Annotated in this window: 15 protein-coding genes; 8 read left to right on the top strand and 7 right to left on the bottom strand. The window is 68.3% G+C overall.

Features of this window, described 5'->3' with window-relative positions:
- Positions 1 to 98: 98 nt before the first annotated feature.
- Positions 99 to 473 (top strand): ArsR/SmtB family transcription factor, encoded by a 375-nt coding sequence (locus AB7F93_RS01345; RefSeq protein WP_428301075.1) that lies wholly within the window; start codon positions 99 to 101, stop codon positions 471 to 473.
- Here AB7F93_RS01345 and AB7F93_RS01340 read toward each other — a convergent pair.
- From AB7F93_RS01340 to AB7F93_RS01330, 3 genes are all read right to left on the bottom strand, one after another.
- Entirely contained in the window at positions 431 to 3,514 is a 3,084-nt protein-coding gene (locus AB7F93_RS01340) for an efflux RND transporter permease subunit (protein ID WP_428301074.1), read from the bottom strand. The genes AB7F93_RS01345 and AB7F93_RS01340 overlap by 43 nt on opposite strands.
- Positions 3,511 to 4,596, bottom strand: coding sequence for an efflux RND transporter periplasmic adaptor subunit (locus tag AB7F93_RS01335; RefSeq protein ID WP_428301073.1), 1,086 nt, complete (start codon positions 4,594 to 4,596; stop codon positions 3,511 to 3,513). Before AB7F93_RS01335 ends, AB7F93_RS01340 begins: the two co-directional genes overlap by 4 nt.
- Positions 4,597 to 4,672: 76 nt before the next feature.
- Positions 4,673 to 5,644, bottom strand: a complete 972-nt coding sequence (locus AB7F93_RS01330) for a hypothetical protein (protein ID WP_428301072.1) — start codon at positions 5,642 to 5,644, stop codon at positions 4,673 to 4,675.
- A gap of 495 nt (positions 5,645 to 6,139) precedes the next feature.
- On the opposite strand from AB7F93_RS01330, the gene pilB reads away from it, so the two are divergent.
- Genes pilB through AB7F93_RS01300 form a run of 6 tightly spaced genes read left to right on the top strand, consistent with a single transcriptional unit; the run spans position 6,140 to position 11,517 of the window.
- Positions 6,140 to 7,852, top strand: coding sequence for a type IV-A pilus assembly ATPase PilB (gene pilB, locus AB7F93_RS01325; RefSeq protein WP_428301071.1), 1,713 nt, complete (start codon positions 6,140 to 6,142; stop codon positions 7,850 to 7,852).
- A gap of 8 nt (positions 7,853 to 7,860) precedes the next feature.
- Entirely contained in the window at positions 7,861 to 9,084 is a 1,224-nt protein-coding gene (locus tag AB7F93_RS01320; RefSeq protein WP_428301070.1) for a type II secretion system F family protein, read from the top strand.
- Positions 9,085 to 9,093: 9 nt separating this feature from the next.
- Complete coding sequence (locus AB7F93_RS01315) at positions 9,094 to 9,936, top strand: prepilin peptidase (protein ID WP_428301069.1); 843 nt, start codon at positions 9,094 to 9,096, stop codon at positions 9,934 to 9,936.
- Entirely contained in the window at positions 9,936 to 10,553 is a 618-nt protein-coding gene (gene coaE / locus AB7F93_RS01310) for a dephospho-CoA kinase (protein ID WP_428301068.1), read from the top strand. Before AB7F93_RS01315 ends, coaE begins: the two co-directional genes overlap by 1 nt.
- A 20-nt stretch (positions 10,554 to 10,573) precedes the next feature.
- Positions 10,574 to 11,347 (top strand): cell division protein ZapD, encoded by a 774-nt coding sequence (gene zapD / locus AB7F93_RS01305; RefSeq protein ID WP_428301067.1) that lies wholly within the window; start codon positions 10,574 to 10,576, stop codon positions 11,345 to 11,347.
- Positions 11,344 to 11,517 (top strand): DNA gyrase inhibitor YacG, encoded by a 174-nt coding sequence (locus AB7F93_RS01300; protein WP_428301066.1) that lies wholly within the window; start codon positions 11,344 to 11,346, stop codon positions 11,515 to 11,517. The genes zapD and AB7F93_RS01300 overlap by 4 nt, the downstream gene beginning before the upstream one ends.
- On the opposite strand, the gene AB7F93_RS01295 is transcribed toward AB7F93_RS01300, so the two are convergent.
- Positions 11,463 to 12,179, bottom strand: coding sequence for a toluene tolerance protein (locus tag AB7F93_RS01295; RefSeq protein WP_428301065.1), 717 nt, complete (start codon positions 12,177 to 12,179; stop codon positions 11,463 to 11,465). The genes AB7F93_RS01300 and AB7F93_RS01295 overlap by 55 nt on opposite strands.
- Before the next feature lie 39 nt (positions 12,180 to 12,218).
- Between AB7F93_RS01295 and waaA the strand changes: the two genes are divergently transcribed.
- Positions 12,219 to 13,574 carry a lipid IV(A) 3-deoxy-D-manno-octulosonic acid transferase gene (gene waaA / locus AB7F93_RS01290; protein ID WP_428301064.1) on the top strand — a complete coding sequence of 452 codons (1,356 nt, stop codon included), beginning with the start codon at positions 12,219 to 12,221 and terminating at the stop codon, positions 13,572 to 13,574.
- On the opposite strand, the gene AB7F93_RS01285 is transcribed toward waaA, so the two are convergent.
- Genes AB7F93_RS01285 through AB7F93_RS01275 form a run of 3 tightly spaced genes read right to left on the bottom strand, consistent with a single transcriptional unit; the run spans position 13,490 to position 15,891 of the window.
- Positions 13,490 to 14,857: a TolC family outer membrane protein gene (locus AB7F93_RS01285; protein WP_428301063.1), complete on the bottom strand. Its 1,368-nt coding sequence runs from the start codon at positions 14,855 to 14,857 to the stop codon at positions 13,490 to 13,492. The two genes, waaA and AB7F93_RS01285, sit on opposite strands and share 85 nt — an antisense overlap.
- A 40-nt stretch (positions 14,858 to 14,897) precedes the next feature.
- Positions 14,898 to 15,221: a rhodanese-like domain-containing protein gene (locus AB7F93_RS01280; protein ID WP_428301062.1), complete on the bottom strand. Its 324-nt coding sequence runs from the start codon at positions 15,219 to 15,221 to the stop codon at positions 14,898 to 14,900.
- Between the two features lie 7 nt (positions 15,222 to 15,228).
- On the bottom strand, positions 15,229 to 15,891 hold the full coding sequence (locus tag AB7F93_RS01275) for a protein-L-isoaspartate O-methyltransferase family protein (protein ID WP_428301061.1): 663 nt from the start codon (positions 15,889 to 15,891) through the stop codon (positions 15,229 to 15,231).
- Positions 15,892 to 16,016 lie beyond the last annotated feature (125 nt).

The following is a 16,016-nucleotide window of genomic DNA, read 5'->3' as shown; positions in this document are numbered from 1 at the left end:
CCTCGCGCGTTTCCGCGCCCAAGTGGTTAATGGTTCACACGTCCGGTGCATTAGCAGGCCCTAATCTCCCGGGCGTCTTCAACAACAACCAAGAAACAATGACCACCGACCTCAAGCAGATGCACCAGGTCTGCGCCGCGGCGGCGATGCTCAAGGCGCTCGCCAACGAACACCGCCTGCTGTTGCTGTGCGCGCTGGCCGAGCGGCCGATGAGCGTGTCCGAGCTGAACCTGCGGGTGCCGATCGCGCAGTCGGCGCTGTCGCAGCATCTGGCGCGCCTGCGCGAGGCCGGCGTGGTGGCGAGCCGGCGGCGCGGCCCGCAGACACTGTACGAGCTGGTGGATGCGCGCTGCCGGCGTCTGCTTGAGGCGGTGTGCGCGGAGTACGCCGCGGCGCCGGGACCAAACGGCGCGCAGGCCGAGCTGAACCATCACGCGGAGCGAGTTGCCAGCAGGGCGCGCCCGGTACGCTGACGCAGCCGCGCAAGCCCGTGCTCGGACAGCGAGTACAGCGCCGGCACCACCAGCAGCGTGAGCACGGTCGAGCTGATCATGCCGCCGATGATGGTCACCGCCAGTGGGCCGTTGGCCTCGAAGCCGGTACCGAAACCGAGCGCGGCCGGCAGCATGGCCAGGATGATGGTCAGTGAGGTCATCAGCACCGGGCGCAGGCGCACCGGGCAGGCGTCCAGCAGCGCCTCGTCGATGGACTTGCCCTGCACGCGCAGCTGGTTGGCAAGGTCGACCAGCAGGATCGAGTTCTTGGCGACCAGCCCCACCAGAAGCACCATGCCGATCATCGAGTAGATGTTGAGCGTCATGTCGAACAGCCATAGGCTGAACAGGGCACCGACCGCCGCCAGCGGCTGCGCCACCATGATGATGAACGGCTGCACCAGCGAGTTGAACTGGCTCGCCAGCACCATGTACAGCAACACGACGGCGAGACCAAACGTGCCGGTCAGGATGCGCACCGTGTCGGCGAAGTCCTTGGTCTGGCGCACCATGGTGACCTCGTAACCCTCCGGCAGCTGGCCGGCGGCCTCCTGCACGATGGCGACGGCTTCGTTCAGTGGCAGCTTGGGTTCGGCATAGAAGTTCGCGGCGTAGCGCAGGTCGTAGCGGGCAATCAGCGCCGGCCCCAGGCGCTCCTCGAAGCTCGCGATGGTGTCGGCCCGCACCAGCTCGCCGCTCCCGCTGCGAAGATAAATCCGCCGCAGGTGCTCGGGCCGCGTGACCTGCCCCTCGACGGCCTTGACGCGCACGTCGTAGCGCTCGCCGTCGCCCGGTTCGTCGTTGAAATAGGCCACGTCCTGCCCGCCCATGAGCAGGTTCACGGCCTGCGATACGGTGGCGGCATTCAAACCCAGACTCGCCGCCCGCACGCGGTCGATGTGCAGCTTGAACTGCGGCAGGTCGAGCTTCAGATCAAGGTCGACGTAGCCCAGCTCCGGGTGCTCGGTAGACAGCTTGGTGTGCAGCTCCTTGGCAAGACCCGCCACGCGCGTGAGATCCACGCCCCGCACCACGAACTGCAGCGGCTCGCCGCGCGCACCCTGCACCGCCGGGACGCGCCCGGCGAAGGCCTCGATGCCGGGGATCTCGGTGAGCTTGGCCTGCACGCGGCGGATCACGTCGAACTGGTGCGCGTCCCGCTCCTCGTCCGGCAGCAGGCGCACGAAGACCATGCCCTGGCTCACCTGTCCCAACGGGCCGAGGCCGACCGCGGACCAGTAATCGCGCACCTCGGGTTGCGCCTTCAGCAGCGCCTCTACCTCCTGCATGCGTCGCTCGGAGTAGGCGAGGCTGGAACCGAGCGGCGTCTTGAAGGTGACCAGGAAACCGCTCTCGTCGACGTCGGGCTCGAAGGTCTTGCCGATGACGCCGAACAGCCAGACGGCCGGCAGCACCACCAGCACCGCCAGCACCACGGTCAGCCAGCGTCTGCGCAGCACCCAGTCGAGCGAGCGCCGGTAGGCGGCCTCCACCCGGTCCATGGCGGCGAAGCTCGCCCGGGCGAGCCGACCCTGATGCACCTCGACCTTCAGCAGCCGCGAGCACAGCATGGGCGTGAGCGTAACCGCCACGAACAGCGAGGCCAGCACGCCGGTGGTGACGACCACGGCGAACGACTCGAAGAACAGGCCAATCACCCCTTCCATGAAGATCACCGGCCCGAAGATGCACACCAGCGCGAAGGTGGCCGCGACGATGGCGAAGTACACCTGCTGCGTGCCCTCGGCTGCGGCGCGGTGCGGATCGCCCGGCCGTTCGTGCATGTGCCGGTGGATGTTCTCCAGCACCACGATGGCGTCGTCCACCACCACGCCGATCAGCAGCAGCAGCGCCAGCATGGTCATGGTGTTCAGGGTGTAGCCCATGAAGTACATGATCAGCACCGCCGCCAGCAGCGACACCGGGATGGCGAGCGCAATGATGACCGTGGCGCGCAGGTTGACCAGGAACACGAACACCACCAGCGCCGCCAGCGCCGCGCCGAGGTAAATGTGCTCGGTCAGCGCGGCGATGGTGCGGGTGATGTAGTCGCTGTCGTCCCAGGTGATGGACAGGTTCATGCCCGGCGGCAGCGAGGGCCGAAATTCGGTGTCGAGGCGGCGCTTCACCTCGTTGGCGATGGCGACCGTGTTGGCGTTGCTGATCTTGACGATGCCGAGCCCCATCGACACCTTGCCCTTCTGGTAGGCCGCCTGGCGCCGGTCCTTGCCGGAGTCCTCCACGCGCGCCACGTCCTTCAGCAGGATCGGCGCGCCGTCGCGGTGGCCCACCACCAGGCGCTGCATCTCGGCCACCGAGTGGTATTCCTGGTCGAGCTTGATCAGGTGCTCGGTCTGCCCGCCGACCAGAAAGCCGCCCGGCAGTTGCAGGTGCTCGTTGGCGAGCGCGGCGGTGATGTCCTGCGCCGTCACGCCGAGCGCGGCGGCACGGTCGAGGTCCACGTTCACGCGGATGGCGCGCTCCTGCACGCCGCCGAGTTGCACCTCGCCCACGCCGTCGATGGTCTCAAGCCGCTTCTTGAGCACCGTGCGGGCGTAGGTGTCGAGCTGCGGGTCGGTGCGGTCGCCCTCCAGCGACAGCCACATGATGGCCTGCGAGCCCGTTTCGAGCTTGGCCACCACCGGCGCCTCGATGTCGTCCGGCAGGCGTTCGACGGCCTGGCTGACCTTGGTCTGCACCTCGTTGAAGGCGACGTCGACGTCCTTGCCGAGCTTGAAGATGACGACGATCAGCGACGTGCCGGGCAGCGACTGCGACTCGATGCGCTCGATGCCGGGCGTGCTGTTGACGGCGCTCTCGATGACGTTGGTGACGGCCGAGTCGATGACCTCGGGGTTGGCGCCGCGCAGCGCCGTGATCACCGACACCGCCGGGAACTGAATCTGCGGGTAGCGATCGACGCCGATGCGCTGGTAGGAGATGACGCCGAACAGCACGATCAGCAGGCTCAGCATGAGCGCGAAGATGTGCCGCTTGATGGAGATTTCCGGCAGTGTCATGAGCCTTGCTCCCGCAGCTTCACCGGCGCGCCGTCGGACAGATACGCCGCGCCGTCAACCGCAATGCGCGCGCCGGCTTCGAGTCCCGAGACGATCTCGACCTCGTTGCCGAGGCGCTCGCCCACTTCCACCTTCACCTGACGCGCCGTGTCGCCATCGATGCGGTACGCCACCTGGCCGGCCGGGCGCAGCACCACGCTCACCGCCGGCACCACCACCGAATCGCGCCGCGCCAGCACCAGCTGACCCACCACGCTTGAGCCGGGCGCCCAGTCGCCCGGGTTCGGCAGCTCCACGATGGCCTCGCCCGAGCGGCTGCCGGTGCTCACGCGCGGGCGCAGCTCGGTCACCTTGCCGGTCACGCGCTGGCCGGGCGCCGATGGCGTGGTGAGGTACACCGTCTGGCCGACCGCGACGCGGCCCAGCACCGTCTCCGGCAGCGGCAGGTGCACGCGCAGCAGGGCGCGGGTGGCGATCTCGAACAGTGCCTGGCCGTTGGCGACGTAGGTGCCCTTCGACACCAGGCGCTGCTGGATCACCCCGTCCACCGGCGCCAGCACGGTGGTCTTGCTCACGCCGCGCGTGGCCATGTCGCGCCGGGCACTGGCCGTGGCGAGCTGCTCGGTCAGCGCCTTGAGCTGCGATTCGGCCTCGTCGAGTGCGGTCTCGGACACGAACTCGTCCCGACCCAGGCTGCGATAGCGCTCCACCACGCGGCGCTGATTGTCGACCAGCGCCTTGAGACGTCCGACCTCGGCGCTGGTCGAGCGCAACTCGTTCTCGTAGTCGACCGCATCGATGCGGGCCAGCACATCGCCGGCCTTGACTGCCTGTCCGACGTCGACGCGCACCTCGACCAGCCGGCCCGCGACCTCGGCCGCCACCAGCGGCGCGGTGAGCGTATCGATATAGCCGACCGATTCTTCAAGCACCTCGACCGGCCGTGCGGCGGCCTCGGCGGCGGTGATGGACACCTGGCGCGGCGCCGGCGGCTCAGGATCCGTGCCCGCACCGCAGCCGACCAGCGTGGCGGCCGCCACGAACATGAGGCCGCTACGCCCGTTCCAGCCCTTCGATCGCATGATGTCCTGTCCTTGGGGAGTGATTGATGGGCGGCAGGGGCCGGCCGCCCCCGCGAGCTTAATGGGGGATGTCGCGTTATTGGGATGACGAGTGAGTGTCTTTTTTACATGGGCACTGCGCCGGGTGAGCGCTCGCCACCGCGCCGCCACCGGTCGTGATGAGTTCGATCGGCGGCAAGTGACCCTCCGGTCCCCACTCGTCGCGCCGTGGGCTGTGCCAGGACACGATCAGGCAATCGTCGCTCAGGCACTGCGCGCTGTGCGCCCGATACGGCGGCAGCACCACGGCCTGCCCCTCCTCGGCAGTGACGTCGCCGAGGCCGGGCGCCACATACCGCATCCGGCCACGCACCAGCCAGGCGACTTCCTCGCCGTGCACCGCGTGTGTGCCCGGCCGATGCTGCGCACCGTCCCGGCGCAGGCGGGTCACGGCAACGCTCACGTCGTCGCCCTGCCAGTGCCGAAAAGCGACCCCGCCGCCCGGATAGTCCACCAGGGTCGATTCCACCGTGGCGAGGTTGAACAGGCTGCGCACGGTCGGGCCGGCGTAGTCCGTCCGGGCCGGGGCTGCTGCCGCCGCCGGCTGCCCGTGGCCGGGGAAATACGCCGTGCCGTCCTCGGGCGGGTACTCCGGCCGCGCCGGCGTGACCACGCTCAGGATGCGGTTCTCGGTGTTGCCGAAGGTGCCGGTGTGGCGCACGTTGGCCTTGACCAGCACCACGTCGCCTTGCTTCAGCGGATAGCGGCGCCGGCGCTCGTCGATGATTTCGGAGTCGCCCGCCGTTTGCACCGCGAACTCCGTGCCGTGGCTGTGGAAGGCGAGCTTCGCCGGGGCCGTCGACGGTGCAGCGGGAGGAAACCGGAACAGCGCTGTGCTCTGGTGACTGCCGAACCAGTGCCCCATGTACACCGCGCCCGGCACCACCTCCCTCAATTGTGTAGGGTCGAGCGACAGCACGCGCAGCCGACCCGGCTGCAGGCGCGCGTCATCGGCGGCGTGCGCGGCGACGGCCGTGGCGAGTCCGAGTGCCGCCCAGAGTCGATTCATGATGGTTGTCCTGGTATCGGTGAGGCGAAGCGCCACGTTGGCCCGCGAGCTGGTCGAGTGGCGGCGATCCCGAGGCATTGATGAAAAGCCGGGCTGACCCGTTCCATCGATCTGGCGCGGTGCATGCCGGTGCCAACTCGGGATCGCACCGGCACTCGATAGCGGGCCGACCCTGGAGGGGCTAGTGGCTGGCGGGCGATCGGATGCTTGGTGCCAGGCCGGCGCAGGATGCCCGGACCGCCGGCAACGCGCAAACCCTGAGCATTCACGCAACCGAAGGTGGCTCCCGCCATCACGGCGAACGGCGCTCCGCTTCGCGACCATCAAGCCTGCGCCACAGGCGCCGATAAACATCCGGAATCAAGGCCACGCTACCATCCGCCGGGACAGCATGTCCGGCTGTGCATTGCCGCGCAGGCCGGCGCAGTGTAAATAGGGCAACGGACAGTATCTTCACGTGAGATTTGACGGCTTGTACGACGCAGCCTCGCACGCATGGCCACTCCCAGCACCCAAGTCACGCTGATCGGCCTCGCCAAGCGCCTGGCGAGCGTGGGGCTGCTGTCGGACGTGGAAGCGGCGCGCGCCAGTCAGGAAGCGGCGGCGCGGGAGATGTCGCTGGTTGCCTACCTGGTGGAGGCGGGCGGTTGCGATGCGGCGCAGGTTGCACTGTGCGCGTCGACCGAGTTCGGTCTGCCGGTGCTGGATGTCGACGCCGTGGACCCGGCCGTGATCAGCATGCACGGCGTCAGCGAACAGATCGTGCGCAAGTATCGTGCGGTGCCGCTGTTTCGCCGCGGCAATCGCCTGTTCGCGGCCGTGTCCGACCCGACCGATTACCGCGCGCTGGATGAGATCAAGTTCAGTTCCGGTCTGAGCACCGAAGCCATTCTCGTCGCGCACGACAAGCTGACGGCGCTGATCGCACGGCTGGTCAGCGCGCAGGACACCCAGCCGCTTGACGACATCAACGACGCGGACCTTGACGCGCTGGTTTCGACCGACGAGGAGCAGGACACCGGGCCGGCCAGCGTCGACGTGGACGACGCGCCGGTGGTGCGCTACGTCAACAAGCTGTTGCTGGACGCCATCGGCAAGGGCGCGTCGGACCTGCACTTCGAGCCGTACGAGAAGCGCTACCGGGTCCGCTACCGGGTCGATGGCATCCTGCGGGAGGTGGCCGCGCCGCCGCCCGGGCTCGCCAACCGCCTGGCCGCGCGCGTCAAGGTGCTCGCGCGGCTCGACATAGCCGAACGGCGCGTGCCGCAGGACGGCCGCATCAAGCTGAAGGTGTCGCGTCAGCGCACGGTTGATCTGCGTGTGAGTACCTGCCCCACGCTGTACGGCGAGAAAATCGTCATGCGCGTGCTAGACGCGGGCGGCGGACTGCTCAACATCGAGAAGCTCGGCTTCGATCCCGAGCAGCGCGAGCTGTTCGAGAAGAACCTGCACAAGCCCTACGGCATGATCCTGATCACCGGTCCCACCGGCAGCGGCAAGACCATGAGTCTTTATGCCGGCCTCAAGGAACTGAACCAGCCCGGCATCAACATTTCGACGGCCGAGGATCCGGTCGAAATCGTCATGGAAGGTGTCAACCAGGTCAACGTCAACGTCAAGGCCGGCCTCACTTTTGCCGCCGCCCTGCGTTCGTTCCTGCGCCAGGATCCGGACGTGATCCTGATCGGCGAGATTCGCGATCTTGAAACGGCCGAGATCGCCGTCAAGGCTGCGCAGACCGGTCACATGGTGCTGGCCACGCTGCACACCAACGACGCCCCGCAGACCATCACGCGCCTCATGAACATGGGCGTGCCGTCGTACAACGTGGCCGCCGCGCTGAACCTGGTCATGGCGCAACGCCTGGCGCGGCGCCTGTGCAAGCTTTGCAAGACGCCGCTCGACCTGCCGCGCGCGGCGCTGCTGCGCGAAGGGTTTTCGGAAGAAGAAATCGACGCCGGACTGACCGTGTACGAGGCGGTGGGCTGCGACCAGTGCACCGAGGGCTACAAGGGCCGCGTCGGCATCTATCAGGTGATGCCGATTTCAGACGACATGCGCAAACTCATCATGCATGAGGTATCGGATCTCGATATCGCGCAGCAGGCGGCCAAGGAAGGCATTGCCGACCTGGTCAAGGCCGGCCTCGCCAAGGTGCGCGAGGGCGTCACGAGCCTGAGCGAGATCCGCCGCATTACCAAGGAGTGACGTCCCCGATGGCAACCCGTACCGCCACCGCCGAGCGCGTGCGCACCTTCAACTGGTCCGGCGTGGACCGCACCGGCAAGCGTCTGAGCGGCCAGATCAAGAGTGCCGACGAGGCCTACGTCCGCGACCAGTTGCGCAAGCGCGGCGTGCTGCGTGCCAAGGTGCGGCAGAAGTCAACCTTGCTGGAGTCCCGGCAAAAAGTGGGGGCGGCGGACGTCGCCTATTTCACGCGCCAGCTCGCGACGATGCTGGAGTCGGGCGTGCCGATGGTGTCCTCGTTCGACATCATCGGTCGCGGTCATGACAACCCGGCCATGACCGAGATGTTGATGGCCATCAAGGGCCAGGTTGAGGGCGGCCTCAGCCTGCACGAGGCGCTCGCGCAGCACCCTCGCCAGTTCAACGAGCTGTACGTGAACCTGGTTGCCGCCGGCGAGCAGGCGGGCATCCTGGACGGTGTGCTCGCCAAGCTGTCTGTCTACCTCGAAAAATCGGAAGCGCTCAAGCGCAAGATCCGGTCGGCGATGTTCTACCCGGCGGCGGTGATCGCGGTCGGCTTCATCGTCACCACCATCCTGCTGGTGTTCGTGATTCCGCAGTTCGAGAGCCTGTTCAAGGGCTTCGGCGCCGACCTGCCCGCGCTCACCTCCTGGGTGGTTGAGTTGTCGCGCGGTTTTCGCGAGTGGTGGTGGATTGCCCTGCTGGTGGTGGCAGGGGCGAGCATCGGCGCGGTGCAGGCGCACCGCCGCTCGGAGCGGTTCCGCGATTTTCTCGACGGCGCGCTGCTGCGCGTGCCGCTGATCGGCGAGATCGTCCGCAAGGGTGCCGTGGCGCGCTACGCACGCACGCTGTCGACCATGTTCGGTGCCGGTGTGCCGCTGGTGGAAGCGATGGATTCGGTCGCTCGCGCCGCCGGCAACGTGGTTTACGAAAAAGGCATCCTGCAGATTCGGGACGAGGTGTCCACCGGCAGTACGCTGCACACGTCCATGGAGAACACCAACCTGTTCGCCCACATGGTGAACCAGATGGTGGCGATCGGCGAGGAATCGGGCTCGGTCGATCACATGCTCGGCAAGGTGGCAGATTTTTACGAGGCGGAGGTGGATGAGATGGTCAACCGCCTGACCAGCCTCATGGAGCCGCTGATCATGTCCGTGCTCGGCGTGATTGTCGGCGGCCTCGTGATCGCCATGTATCTGCCGATCTTCAAGCTCGCGTCGGTGTTCTGAGCCGGCGCCTTGCTGGATCTGCTCGCCCACAACACGGCGTTATTCGCCGGCGCGTGCGCGCTGCTGGGGCTGGTGGTCGGCAGCTTCCTGAACGTGGTCGCCCACCGCCTGCCCGTCATGCTGCAGCGGCAGTGGCAGGCCGACGGCAGTGCGGCGATCGCAGCGGAACGCTTCGATCTTGCCTTCCCGGCCTCGCACTGTCCCCATTGCAAGGCGCCCATTGCGTGGCGTCACAACCTCCCGCTCGTCGGCTGGTTGTGGTTGCGTGGCCGCTGCGCGGCGTGTCAGGTGCCTATTTCCGCGCGCTATCCGGTGCTGGAGCTCGCGGCGGGGGTGCTCGCCGGCGTCGCGGCCTGGCGCTTCGGGCCAGGTTTCGCGGCCCTGGCCGCGGTCGGCCTCAGCCTCACGCTGCTGGTGCTGACGCAGATCGACATCGATCACCTGCTGCTGCCGGACGCCATCACCCTGCCGGGCATCTGGGCCGGGTTGCTGGTCAATCTCGGCGGCACGTTCACGGACTTGCGCTCGGCCGTCATCGGGGCGGTGGCGGGCTACCTCAGCCTGTGGTTGGTCTATCACGCCTTCAAGCGGCTGACCGGCAAGGAGGGCATGGGGTATGGCGACTTCAAGCTGCTGGCGCTGCTGGGTGCCTGGCTCGGCTGGCAGGCATTGCCGGCCTGCATCCTGCTCGCGTCGCTGGTCGGCACGTTCTATGGGGTCGTCAGCATTGCCCGCGGCGCGCACGCTCGACAGCAGCCGTTTCCGTTCGGGCCGTTTCTGGCCGTCGCCGGCTGGATCAACCTGATGTGGGGCGAAGCGCTGCGGGCGGCGTACTGGCGCGCGGCGTTCTGATGCTGGTGGTCGGTCTCACGGGCGGCATCGCGTCCGGGAAATCCACCGCCGCTGCGTTTTTTCGCGCGCGCGGCGTGCCGGTCATCGACGCCGATCAGGTGGCGCGCGATGTTGTCGCGCCCGGCACGCCCGGGCTTGCAGCAGTGGCCGCCGCGTTCGGTCCCGATGTGCTCCAGGCCGACGGCACGCTCGATCGCAAGCGCCTGCGCGAGATCGTGTTTGCCGACCCGACCCAGCGGCGCCGTCTGGAAGCCCTCCTGCATCCGCTGATTCGTGACGAGATACGCGCCCGCCTGGCCAAGGCGAGTGGTCCGTACTGCATCCTGGACGTACCGCTGTTGATCGAGTCGCCCGCCCTGCGGGCGTTGGCCCAGCGGGTGCTGGTCATCGATGTGCCGGTCGAGCTGCAGGTCGCCCGCCTGATTCAGCGCGACGGGATGACGGCCGCCCAGTGCGAGGCCATGCTGGCGGCACAAGCGTCCCGCGAGCGGCGACTTGAAGGCGCCGATGACGTGGTCGACAATGCCGGCGATCTGACAGCCCTGCAGCGCCAGCTGGAAAGCATGCACGCACGCTATCTGGAACTTGCCGGGCGCACCGACACCCACGCGCCGTGAGCGGCTTTCCCTGACGGCTTATGAATCCACCCGAGCACGTCGTCTACGAGCACCCGCTGAACGAGCGCATGCGTTTGTTTCTGCGCCTGGAGTTCGTGTTGCGCAACCTGCACGACAGTCTGGGTGGCGACCAGGTCTGGCACCACCGCGCGACCGTGACGCATTTGCTCGACCTCGCGGACCTGTTGACGCGCAGCGACCTGCGGGCCGAGGTGATCCGCGAGCTGGACCGCCTGGCCGGCATCCTCACCGCCATGCAGAGCGCGCCGGAGGTCGACCGCGGACGTCTACAGTCCGTGCTCGACGAGATTGACGCCGAAGTCGACCGCCTGCACCGGTTGCCGTTGCCGTTTGCCCAGCGGTTAATGGAAAGCGACATGATCGGCCAGCTGCGCAAGCGCCATAACCTGGCGCTCGGCAACTGCGACTTCGATCAGCCGGCCTACCGCTGGTGGCTGGCGCGGCCGAGCGCCGCCCGGCAACGTGATCTCGATGACTGGAGCGGTCCGTTCGTGAGTCTTGGAACCGCCACCGGGCTGATCCTTGGCCTGATCCGGCAGGCCGCGACGGCGGCGAGCGAAGCGGCCCAGAGAGGGTTCTACCAGCGTTCGCTCGACAGCGCGCAAGCCCACCAGTTGCTGCGCATCGTGCTGCCGCTGGGATCGGAGTACTACCCCGAAGTCAGCGCCGGCCGGCACCGGTTTTCGATTCGCTTCGTGCGATACGCCGACGCCGGCAAGCCGCAGCCGGCCGACGATGACGTGGCGTTTCGTCTGGCCTGTTGCAGCCTGTGAACGTGCCGTGTCCCACCTGCGGCAAGCCCGCGGCGCTGTCGGTCGACAACCCGTACCGTCCGTTTTGCGGTGAACGCTGCAAGCTGGCCGACCTCGGCAGCTGGCTGAATGGCGACTATCGACTGCCGGTCAGCGACGCGGAATCGGACACCGAAGCGCCTGATCCTTGACCGGTACACCGCGCCCATTGCCACCAGGCCAGGCGTCGCAGCAGGGCCTCCTGTCTGGGCCTCACGCCCGCCGCTCGACAGTAGGCGTCGAGGAACTCCTGAAACGGCATAGCCTGCCACCGCGGCCGCAGCGCCGGATCGCGCAGCAGCGGGCGCAGGTTGCGCACGCGCCGCGTAAGACCGAGCGGCCCCCGCAGCATCCGCAGGTCCGCGATGTCGATCAAACCGAAGCCGCCGCCCGGCAGGCAAACAATGTTTCCGCTGTGCAGCGACCGAAAATAGACGCCTTGCCGATGCAGGTACGCCAGGAACCGGGCGAGGTCCGGCCAGTCCACGGCCCCGCCATTGCCGGTGCGGTCACGCACGGTCTCGCCGGCGAGCGGCTCGTAGGCCACGACGTGTCGCCGTGCTTGCGGACACCAGAAATAGGCCCGCACGCGCACCGTCCGCACGGCAAGGCGCGTCAGGGCGCGCGCGTTGGCGACGAAGCGCTGCGCATACGGCCGCCATGCGGCAGACGACAGCAGGCGCTTGCGGCGGAACAGTTTGAGGTACACGCCCGACGGCAGGCGGGCAACCTTCACGCCGTGGGGGTCGCGTTCCAGCACCTCGGCAGCGGCCAGCACGCGTTGCAGCCGGCTGTCCGTCAGGTGGCGCGCCACGCCACACGCCGTTGAAGCAGCCCTGCGCCGGCGCGATTGATGTCCATCCATCGTCATCTCTATTCAAGCCTGTTGCGCGTGGGCCTGCCGCTCGCGTTCGGGCGGCTGCTGTGGCGCAGTCGTCTCCAGCCGGCGTATCGCCAGCGCTGGGTCGAACGCCTTGGTTTTGGCCAGTGCCATCACCAGGGTGCCGTGTGGCTGCACGCGGTGTCGGTAGGGGAGGTGAACGCCGCGTTGCCACTGATCGCTGCCCTGCAAGAAGCGCACCCGGCGCTGCCGGTCCTGGTCACGACCACTACGCCGACCGGCTCTGAGCAGCTGACAAGCCGCCTGGGTGGCCGCGTCGCGCACTGCTACCTGCCGTACGACCTGCCGGGCGCGGTGCGCCGATTTGTGCGGGTCTGGCGTCCGTGCCTTGGCGTCATTCTGGAGACCGAGCTGTGGCCAAATTTGTACGCCGCGGCGCGCGCCCACGGGATACAGCTGATTCTCGCCAACGCGCGCCTGTCGCCTGGCTCGGCGCGCGCCTACGCCCGCTGGCCGCAACTGACGCGCGAGACCCTCACCCGGCTGTCGGCCGTTGCGGCACAGACCGCGGCCGATGGCGAGCGGCTGGTAGAACTCGGCTTGCCGCGCGAGCGCCTGACGGTGACGGGCAACCTCAAGTTCGACGCCGCCCCGGCCGACCCGGCACCCGGTCTGTCCCTGCGCGCGCGGCTGGGTGGTGCGCGCCCGGTATGGCTCGCTGCCAGCACCCACGCCGGCGAGGAGGCGGCGGCGCTGCAGGCGCACCGCGCGCTGCGCAAGGCGCATCCCGATGCGGTCTTGATCCTCGCGCCGCGGCACCCGCAGCGCTTTGCCGAGGTGGCCGCGCTGTGCCGCGCCGACGGATGGGCCGTCGCCGAGCGCAGCGCCGACGACGGGCGCCCGTGCGCGGTCTACCTTGCGGACACGCTCGGTGAGCTGCCGTCGCTCATGGCGGCGGCGGATGTGGTGTTCGTGGGCGGCAGCCTCGGCACCAGCGCCGGCGCCTTTGGCGGGCACAACCTGATTGAACCTGCCGCCTGCGGCAAGCCGAGCCTGTTCGGCCCGCACCTTCGCAACTTCGTCGAGCTGCGCGATCAGGTGTTGGCCGCCGGCGCGGGGCTTGAGGTACGGGACGCGGCGGATCTCGCCGCGCGGCTGGCGGAGGTGCTGGCGGATGGCGAGCGTCGCGACGCCCTGGGCCGCGCCGGCCTGGCCTTGGTCGACCAACACCGCGGCGCCACCGGGCGCACGCTGGCGCTGATCGAGCGTTACCTCGACTCCGATCAGGGCGAGGCGGCGGGCGCAGTGGCGACGGGCGCCGCCGCGGGCGACCCGAGCCAGCCGTTGACGCGCGTGAGGTCGTCCTGACCCAGCTGGCCCGACGCCAGTTCGAGACGCAGCACGTTCAGCACATACGCGTAGCGGGCGGCCGCCAGATCCCGCTTGGCGCGGTACAGCTCGCGCTCGGCGTCGAGCACGTCCACCGAGGTGCGGGTGCCCACCCGGTAGCCGAGCTCGGTGGCCTCAAGCGCGCTCTGGTTCGAGACCAGCGCCTGCGCCAGCGCCTTCACCTGGCTGATCGACACGTTCACGCCAAGGTAGGCGTCGCGGGTGTCGCGGGCGGTGGACCGGCGCTGCTGCTCCAGGCGTTGCTGCGCTTCGATCAATTGCCGCTGCGCCTGGCGGATGCGCGAGTTGGTCCGGCCGCCCTCGAAGATCGGCAACTTCATCTGCAGGCCATAGATGGTGTCCTCACCGTCGAAGCCCGAGCCCTGGCGGCTGCCGTTGAAGCTGGAGTCGGAGTAAGAAGCCGTGGCGTCCAGGGTCGGGAAGTGGCCGGCGCGCTGGCGCTCGATTTCCTTCCTGGCGGCGTTGGTCGCCTCAGTGGCAGCCAGCACCAGCGGGTTGCCCTCGACGCCCTGCTTGACCCAGGCCTCCGCGTCGGCCGTGGCGGGTGGCTCCAGCGGCAGGGTCTCGGCGAGCGGCGTCAGGTTCTCGTAGCCGGTGCCGGTGACCTCGCGCAATGCCTCCAGCGCGTTTGCGACCAGCCGGCGGGCTTCGATTTCCTGCGACACGGTGAGGTCGTAGCGGGCCTGCGCCTCGTGGATGTCGGTAATGGCGATCAGGCCGACCTCGAAGCGCTGCCTGGCCTGTTCCAGCTGACGCCCGATAGCGGCCTTCTCGGCCGCGGCGAAGCTCAGGCCGTCGTTGGCCGCCAGCACGGCGAAGTAGCGGTTGGCCGTGCGCAGCATCAGTTCCTGCTCGGCAAACGCGTACTGGTTATCCGCCTGGCGCACCAGCGCGTCGGCCTGACCGAGGCCGGCGATGAGCTGCCAGTTGAACAACGGCTGCACCATCTGCGCCTGCCAGGCGTTGCTGTTGAACTCCGTGCGGCCGCTCGGCGGAAAAGTGCCGGCGGAATCGGTCCGCAGGGTGTTCTTGGTGGTGTTGGCGCTGGCCTGAATGTTCGGCAGCACGAAGGACAGGGCTTGCGGCTTCAGCTCGCGCGCGGCGTCGCGGGCGGCGGCGGCGGCGGCGAGCTGGGCGTCGTTCTGCACCGCCTGCTGGTAGACCGCTGTCAGATCCTCGGCTGAGGCCGGCAGCGCGAACACAGCGCCAGTCAGTCCGACCGCAAACAAACGTTTTTTCATGATGGGATTCCGCAACCGTGCTGATGGACAAGATGGCGCGTCAATACTGCGCCATGCCGGGATCGATCTCGCGGGCCCAGGCATCGATGCCGCCGCTGAGGTTGGCCACGTCCGTGAAGCCATTGCGCTCAAGCCACACTGCCACTTGATAGCTGCGCATGCCGTGATGGCACAGCACCACCGTCGGGCGCGTGGGGTCGAGTTCCTGCAGGCGCCCCGGCAGGCCTTGCATGGGCATCAGGCGCGCGCCGGGCAGGGCGCACAGGGCGTGTTCCCACGGCTCACGTACATCAAGGAGATCCCAGTGCGCGGCCGTGCCGTCATCCTGAGCCGCCTTCAGATCCCGCACCGACAGCTCGCGCATGGTCGGTTCAGAACTCGAACGCGGCCGGTGTTTGCGCGTGCAGCAGCGGCGGGGCATCGGTTTCGAACAGCACCTGCTGGTGCCAGTCGGCCGGGCCGCGACGGGTGATGAGCACCGCCTGCATGGCCGGCCGGCGGCCGACAATCGCTGCGAGGCGGCCGCCCGGCTTGAGGCTGCTCAGGAACGCCTGCGGCAGCACCGGCACCGAGGCGCTGATCATGATGGCGTCGTACAGGCCGTAGTCCGGCCAGCCGCCGGCGGCGTTGCCCGTCTCGACGCGCACGTTGCGTATGCCGGCATCGGCAAGACGCACCGCGGCGGCCTCCACCAGCTCCGCGAACACGTCGACGGTGGTGACGAACGCCGCCAGCCTTGCCATCAGCGCCGCCATGTAGCCGGTGCCGGCGCCCACTTCCAGCACCACGTCGGTGGCTTGCAGGTTCAGCGCCTGCAGGAAACGGCCCTCGATCTTGGGCGCCAGCATCACCTGCTCGTGGCCGATCGGCAGCATCAGATCGGCGTAGGCAAGGTTGCGGTAGGCCGCCGGCACGAAGTCCTCGCGCGGCATCTGCGCGAGCAAGTCCAGCACCCGCTCGTCGGACACGTCCCAGGCCCGCACCTGATTGAGCAGCATGTTGAAACGCGCAGCAGCAAGATCAGGGCTGTTCATGTTGACAGACGATCCGGAAACTCGGAGACCCCGGCTGGGGTCGGGGGGGCGCGATACGGCGGCCAATTCGGCGCGTTGACACCCCTTCGAAGCGGCGCATAGATTACCGTTCGAACGCGCGCGGC

Origin of the sequence: Immundisolibacter sp., from assembly GCF_050250495.1 — a bacterium.
In the GTDB taxonomy this organism is placed as follows: domain Bacteria; phylum Pseudomonadota; class Gammaproteobacteria; order Immundisolibacterales; family Immundisolibacteraceae; genus Immundisolibacter.
Note: the sequence above shows the minus strand (reverse complement) of the source record. Positions and strands in the feature narration are given on the sequence as shown.

What these genes read in the sequence shown, in the direction of transcription:
- AB7F93_RS01345 (WP_428301075.1), top strand. Translation starts at nt 99, where the DNA reads ATGACCACCGACCTCAAGCAGATGCACCAGGTCTGCGCCGCGGCGGCG.
- AB7F93_RS01340 (WP_428301074.1), bottom strand. Translation starts at nt 3,514, where the DNA reads ATGACACTGCCGGAAATCTCCATCAAGCGGCACATCTTCGCGCTCATG.
- AB7F93_RS01335 (WP_428301073.1), bottom strand. Translation starts at nt 4,596, where the DNA reads ATGCGATCGAAGGGCTGGAACGGGCGTAGCGGCCTCATGTTCGTGGCG.
- AB7F93_RS01330 (WP_428301072.1), bottom strand. Translation starts at nt 5,644, where the DNA reads ATGAATCGACTCTGGGCGGCACTCGGACTCGCCACGGCCGTCGCCGCG.
- pilB (WP_428301071.1), top strand. Translation starts at nt 6,140, where the DNA reads ATGGCCACTCCCAGCACCCAAGTCACGCTGATCGGCCTCGCCAAGCGC.
- AB7F93_RS01320 (WP_428301070.1), top strand. Translation starts at nt 7,861, where the DNA reads ATGGCAACCCGTACCGCCACCGCCGAGCGCGTGCGCACCTTCAACTGG.
- coaE (WP_428301068.1), top strand. Translation starts at nt 9,936, where the DNA reads ATGCTGGTGGTCGGTCTCACGGGCGGCATCGCGTCCGGGAAATCCACC.
- zapD (WP_428301067.1), top strand. Translation starts at nt 10,574, where the DNA reads ATGAATCCACCCGAGCACGTCGTCTACGAGCACCCGCTGAACGAGCGC.
- waaA (WP_428301064.1), top strand. Translation starts at nt 12,219, where the DNA reads ATGTCCATCCATCGTCATCTCTATTCAAGCCTGTTGCGCGTGGGCCTG.
- AB7F93_RS01285 (WP_428301063.1), bottom strand. Translation starts at nt 14,857, where the DNA reads ATGAAAAAACGTTTGTTTGCGGTCGGACTGACTGGCGCTGTGTTCGCG.
- AB7F93_RS01280 (WP_428301062.1), bottom strand. Translation starts at nt 15,221, where the DNA reads ATGCGCGAGCTGTCGGTGCGGGATCTGAAGGCGGCTCAGGATGACGGC.
- AB7F93_RS01275 (WP_428301061.1), bottom strand. Translation starts at nt 15,891, where the DNA reads ATGAACAGCCCTGATCTTGCTGCTGCGCGTTTCAACATGCTGCTCAAT.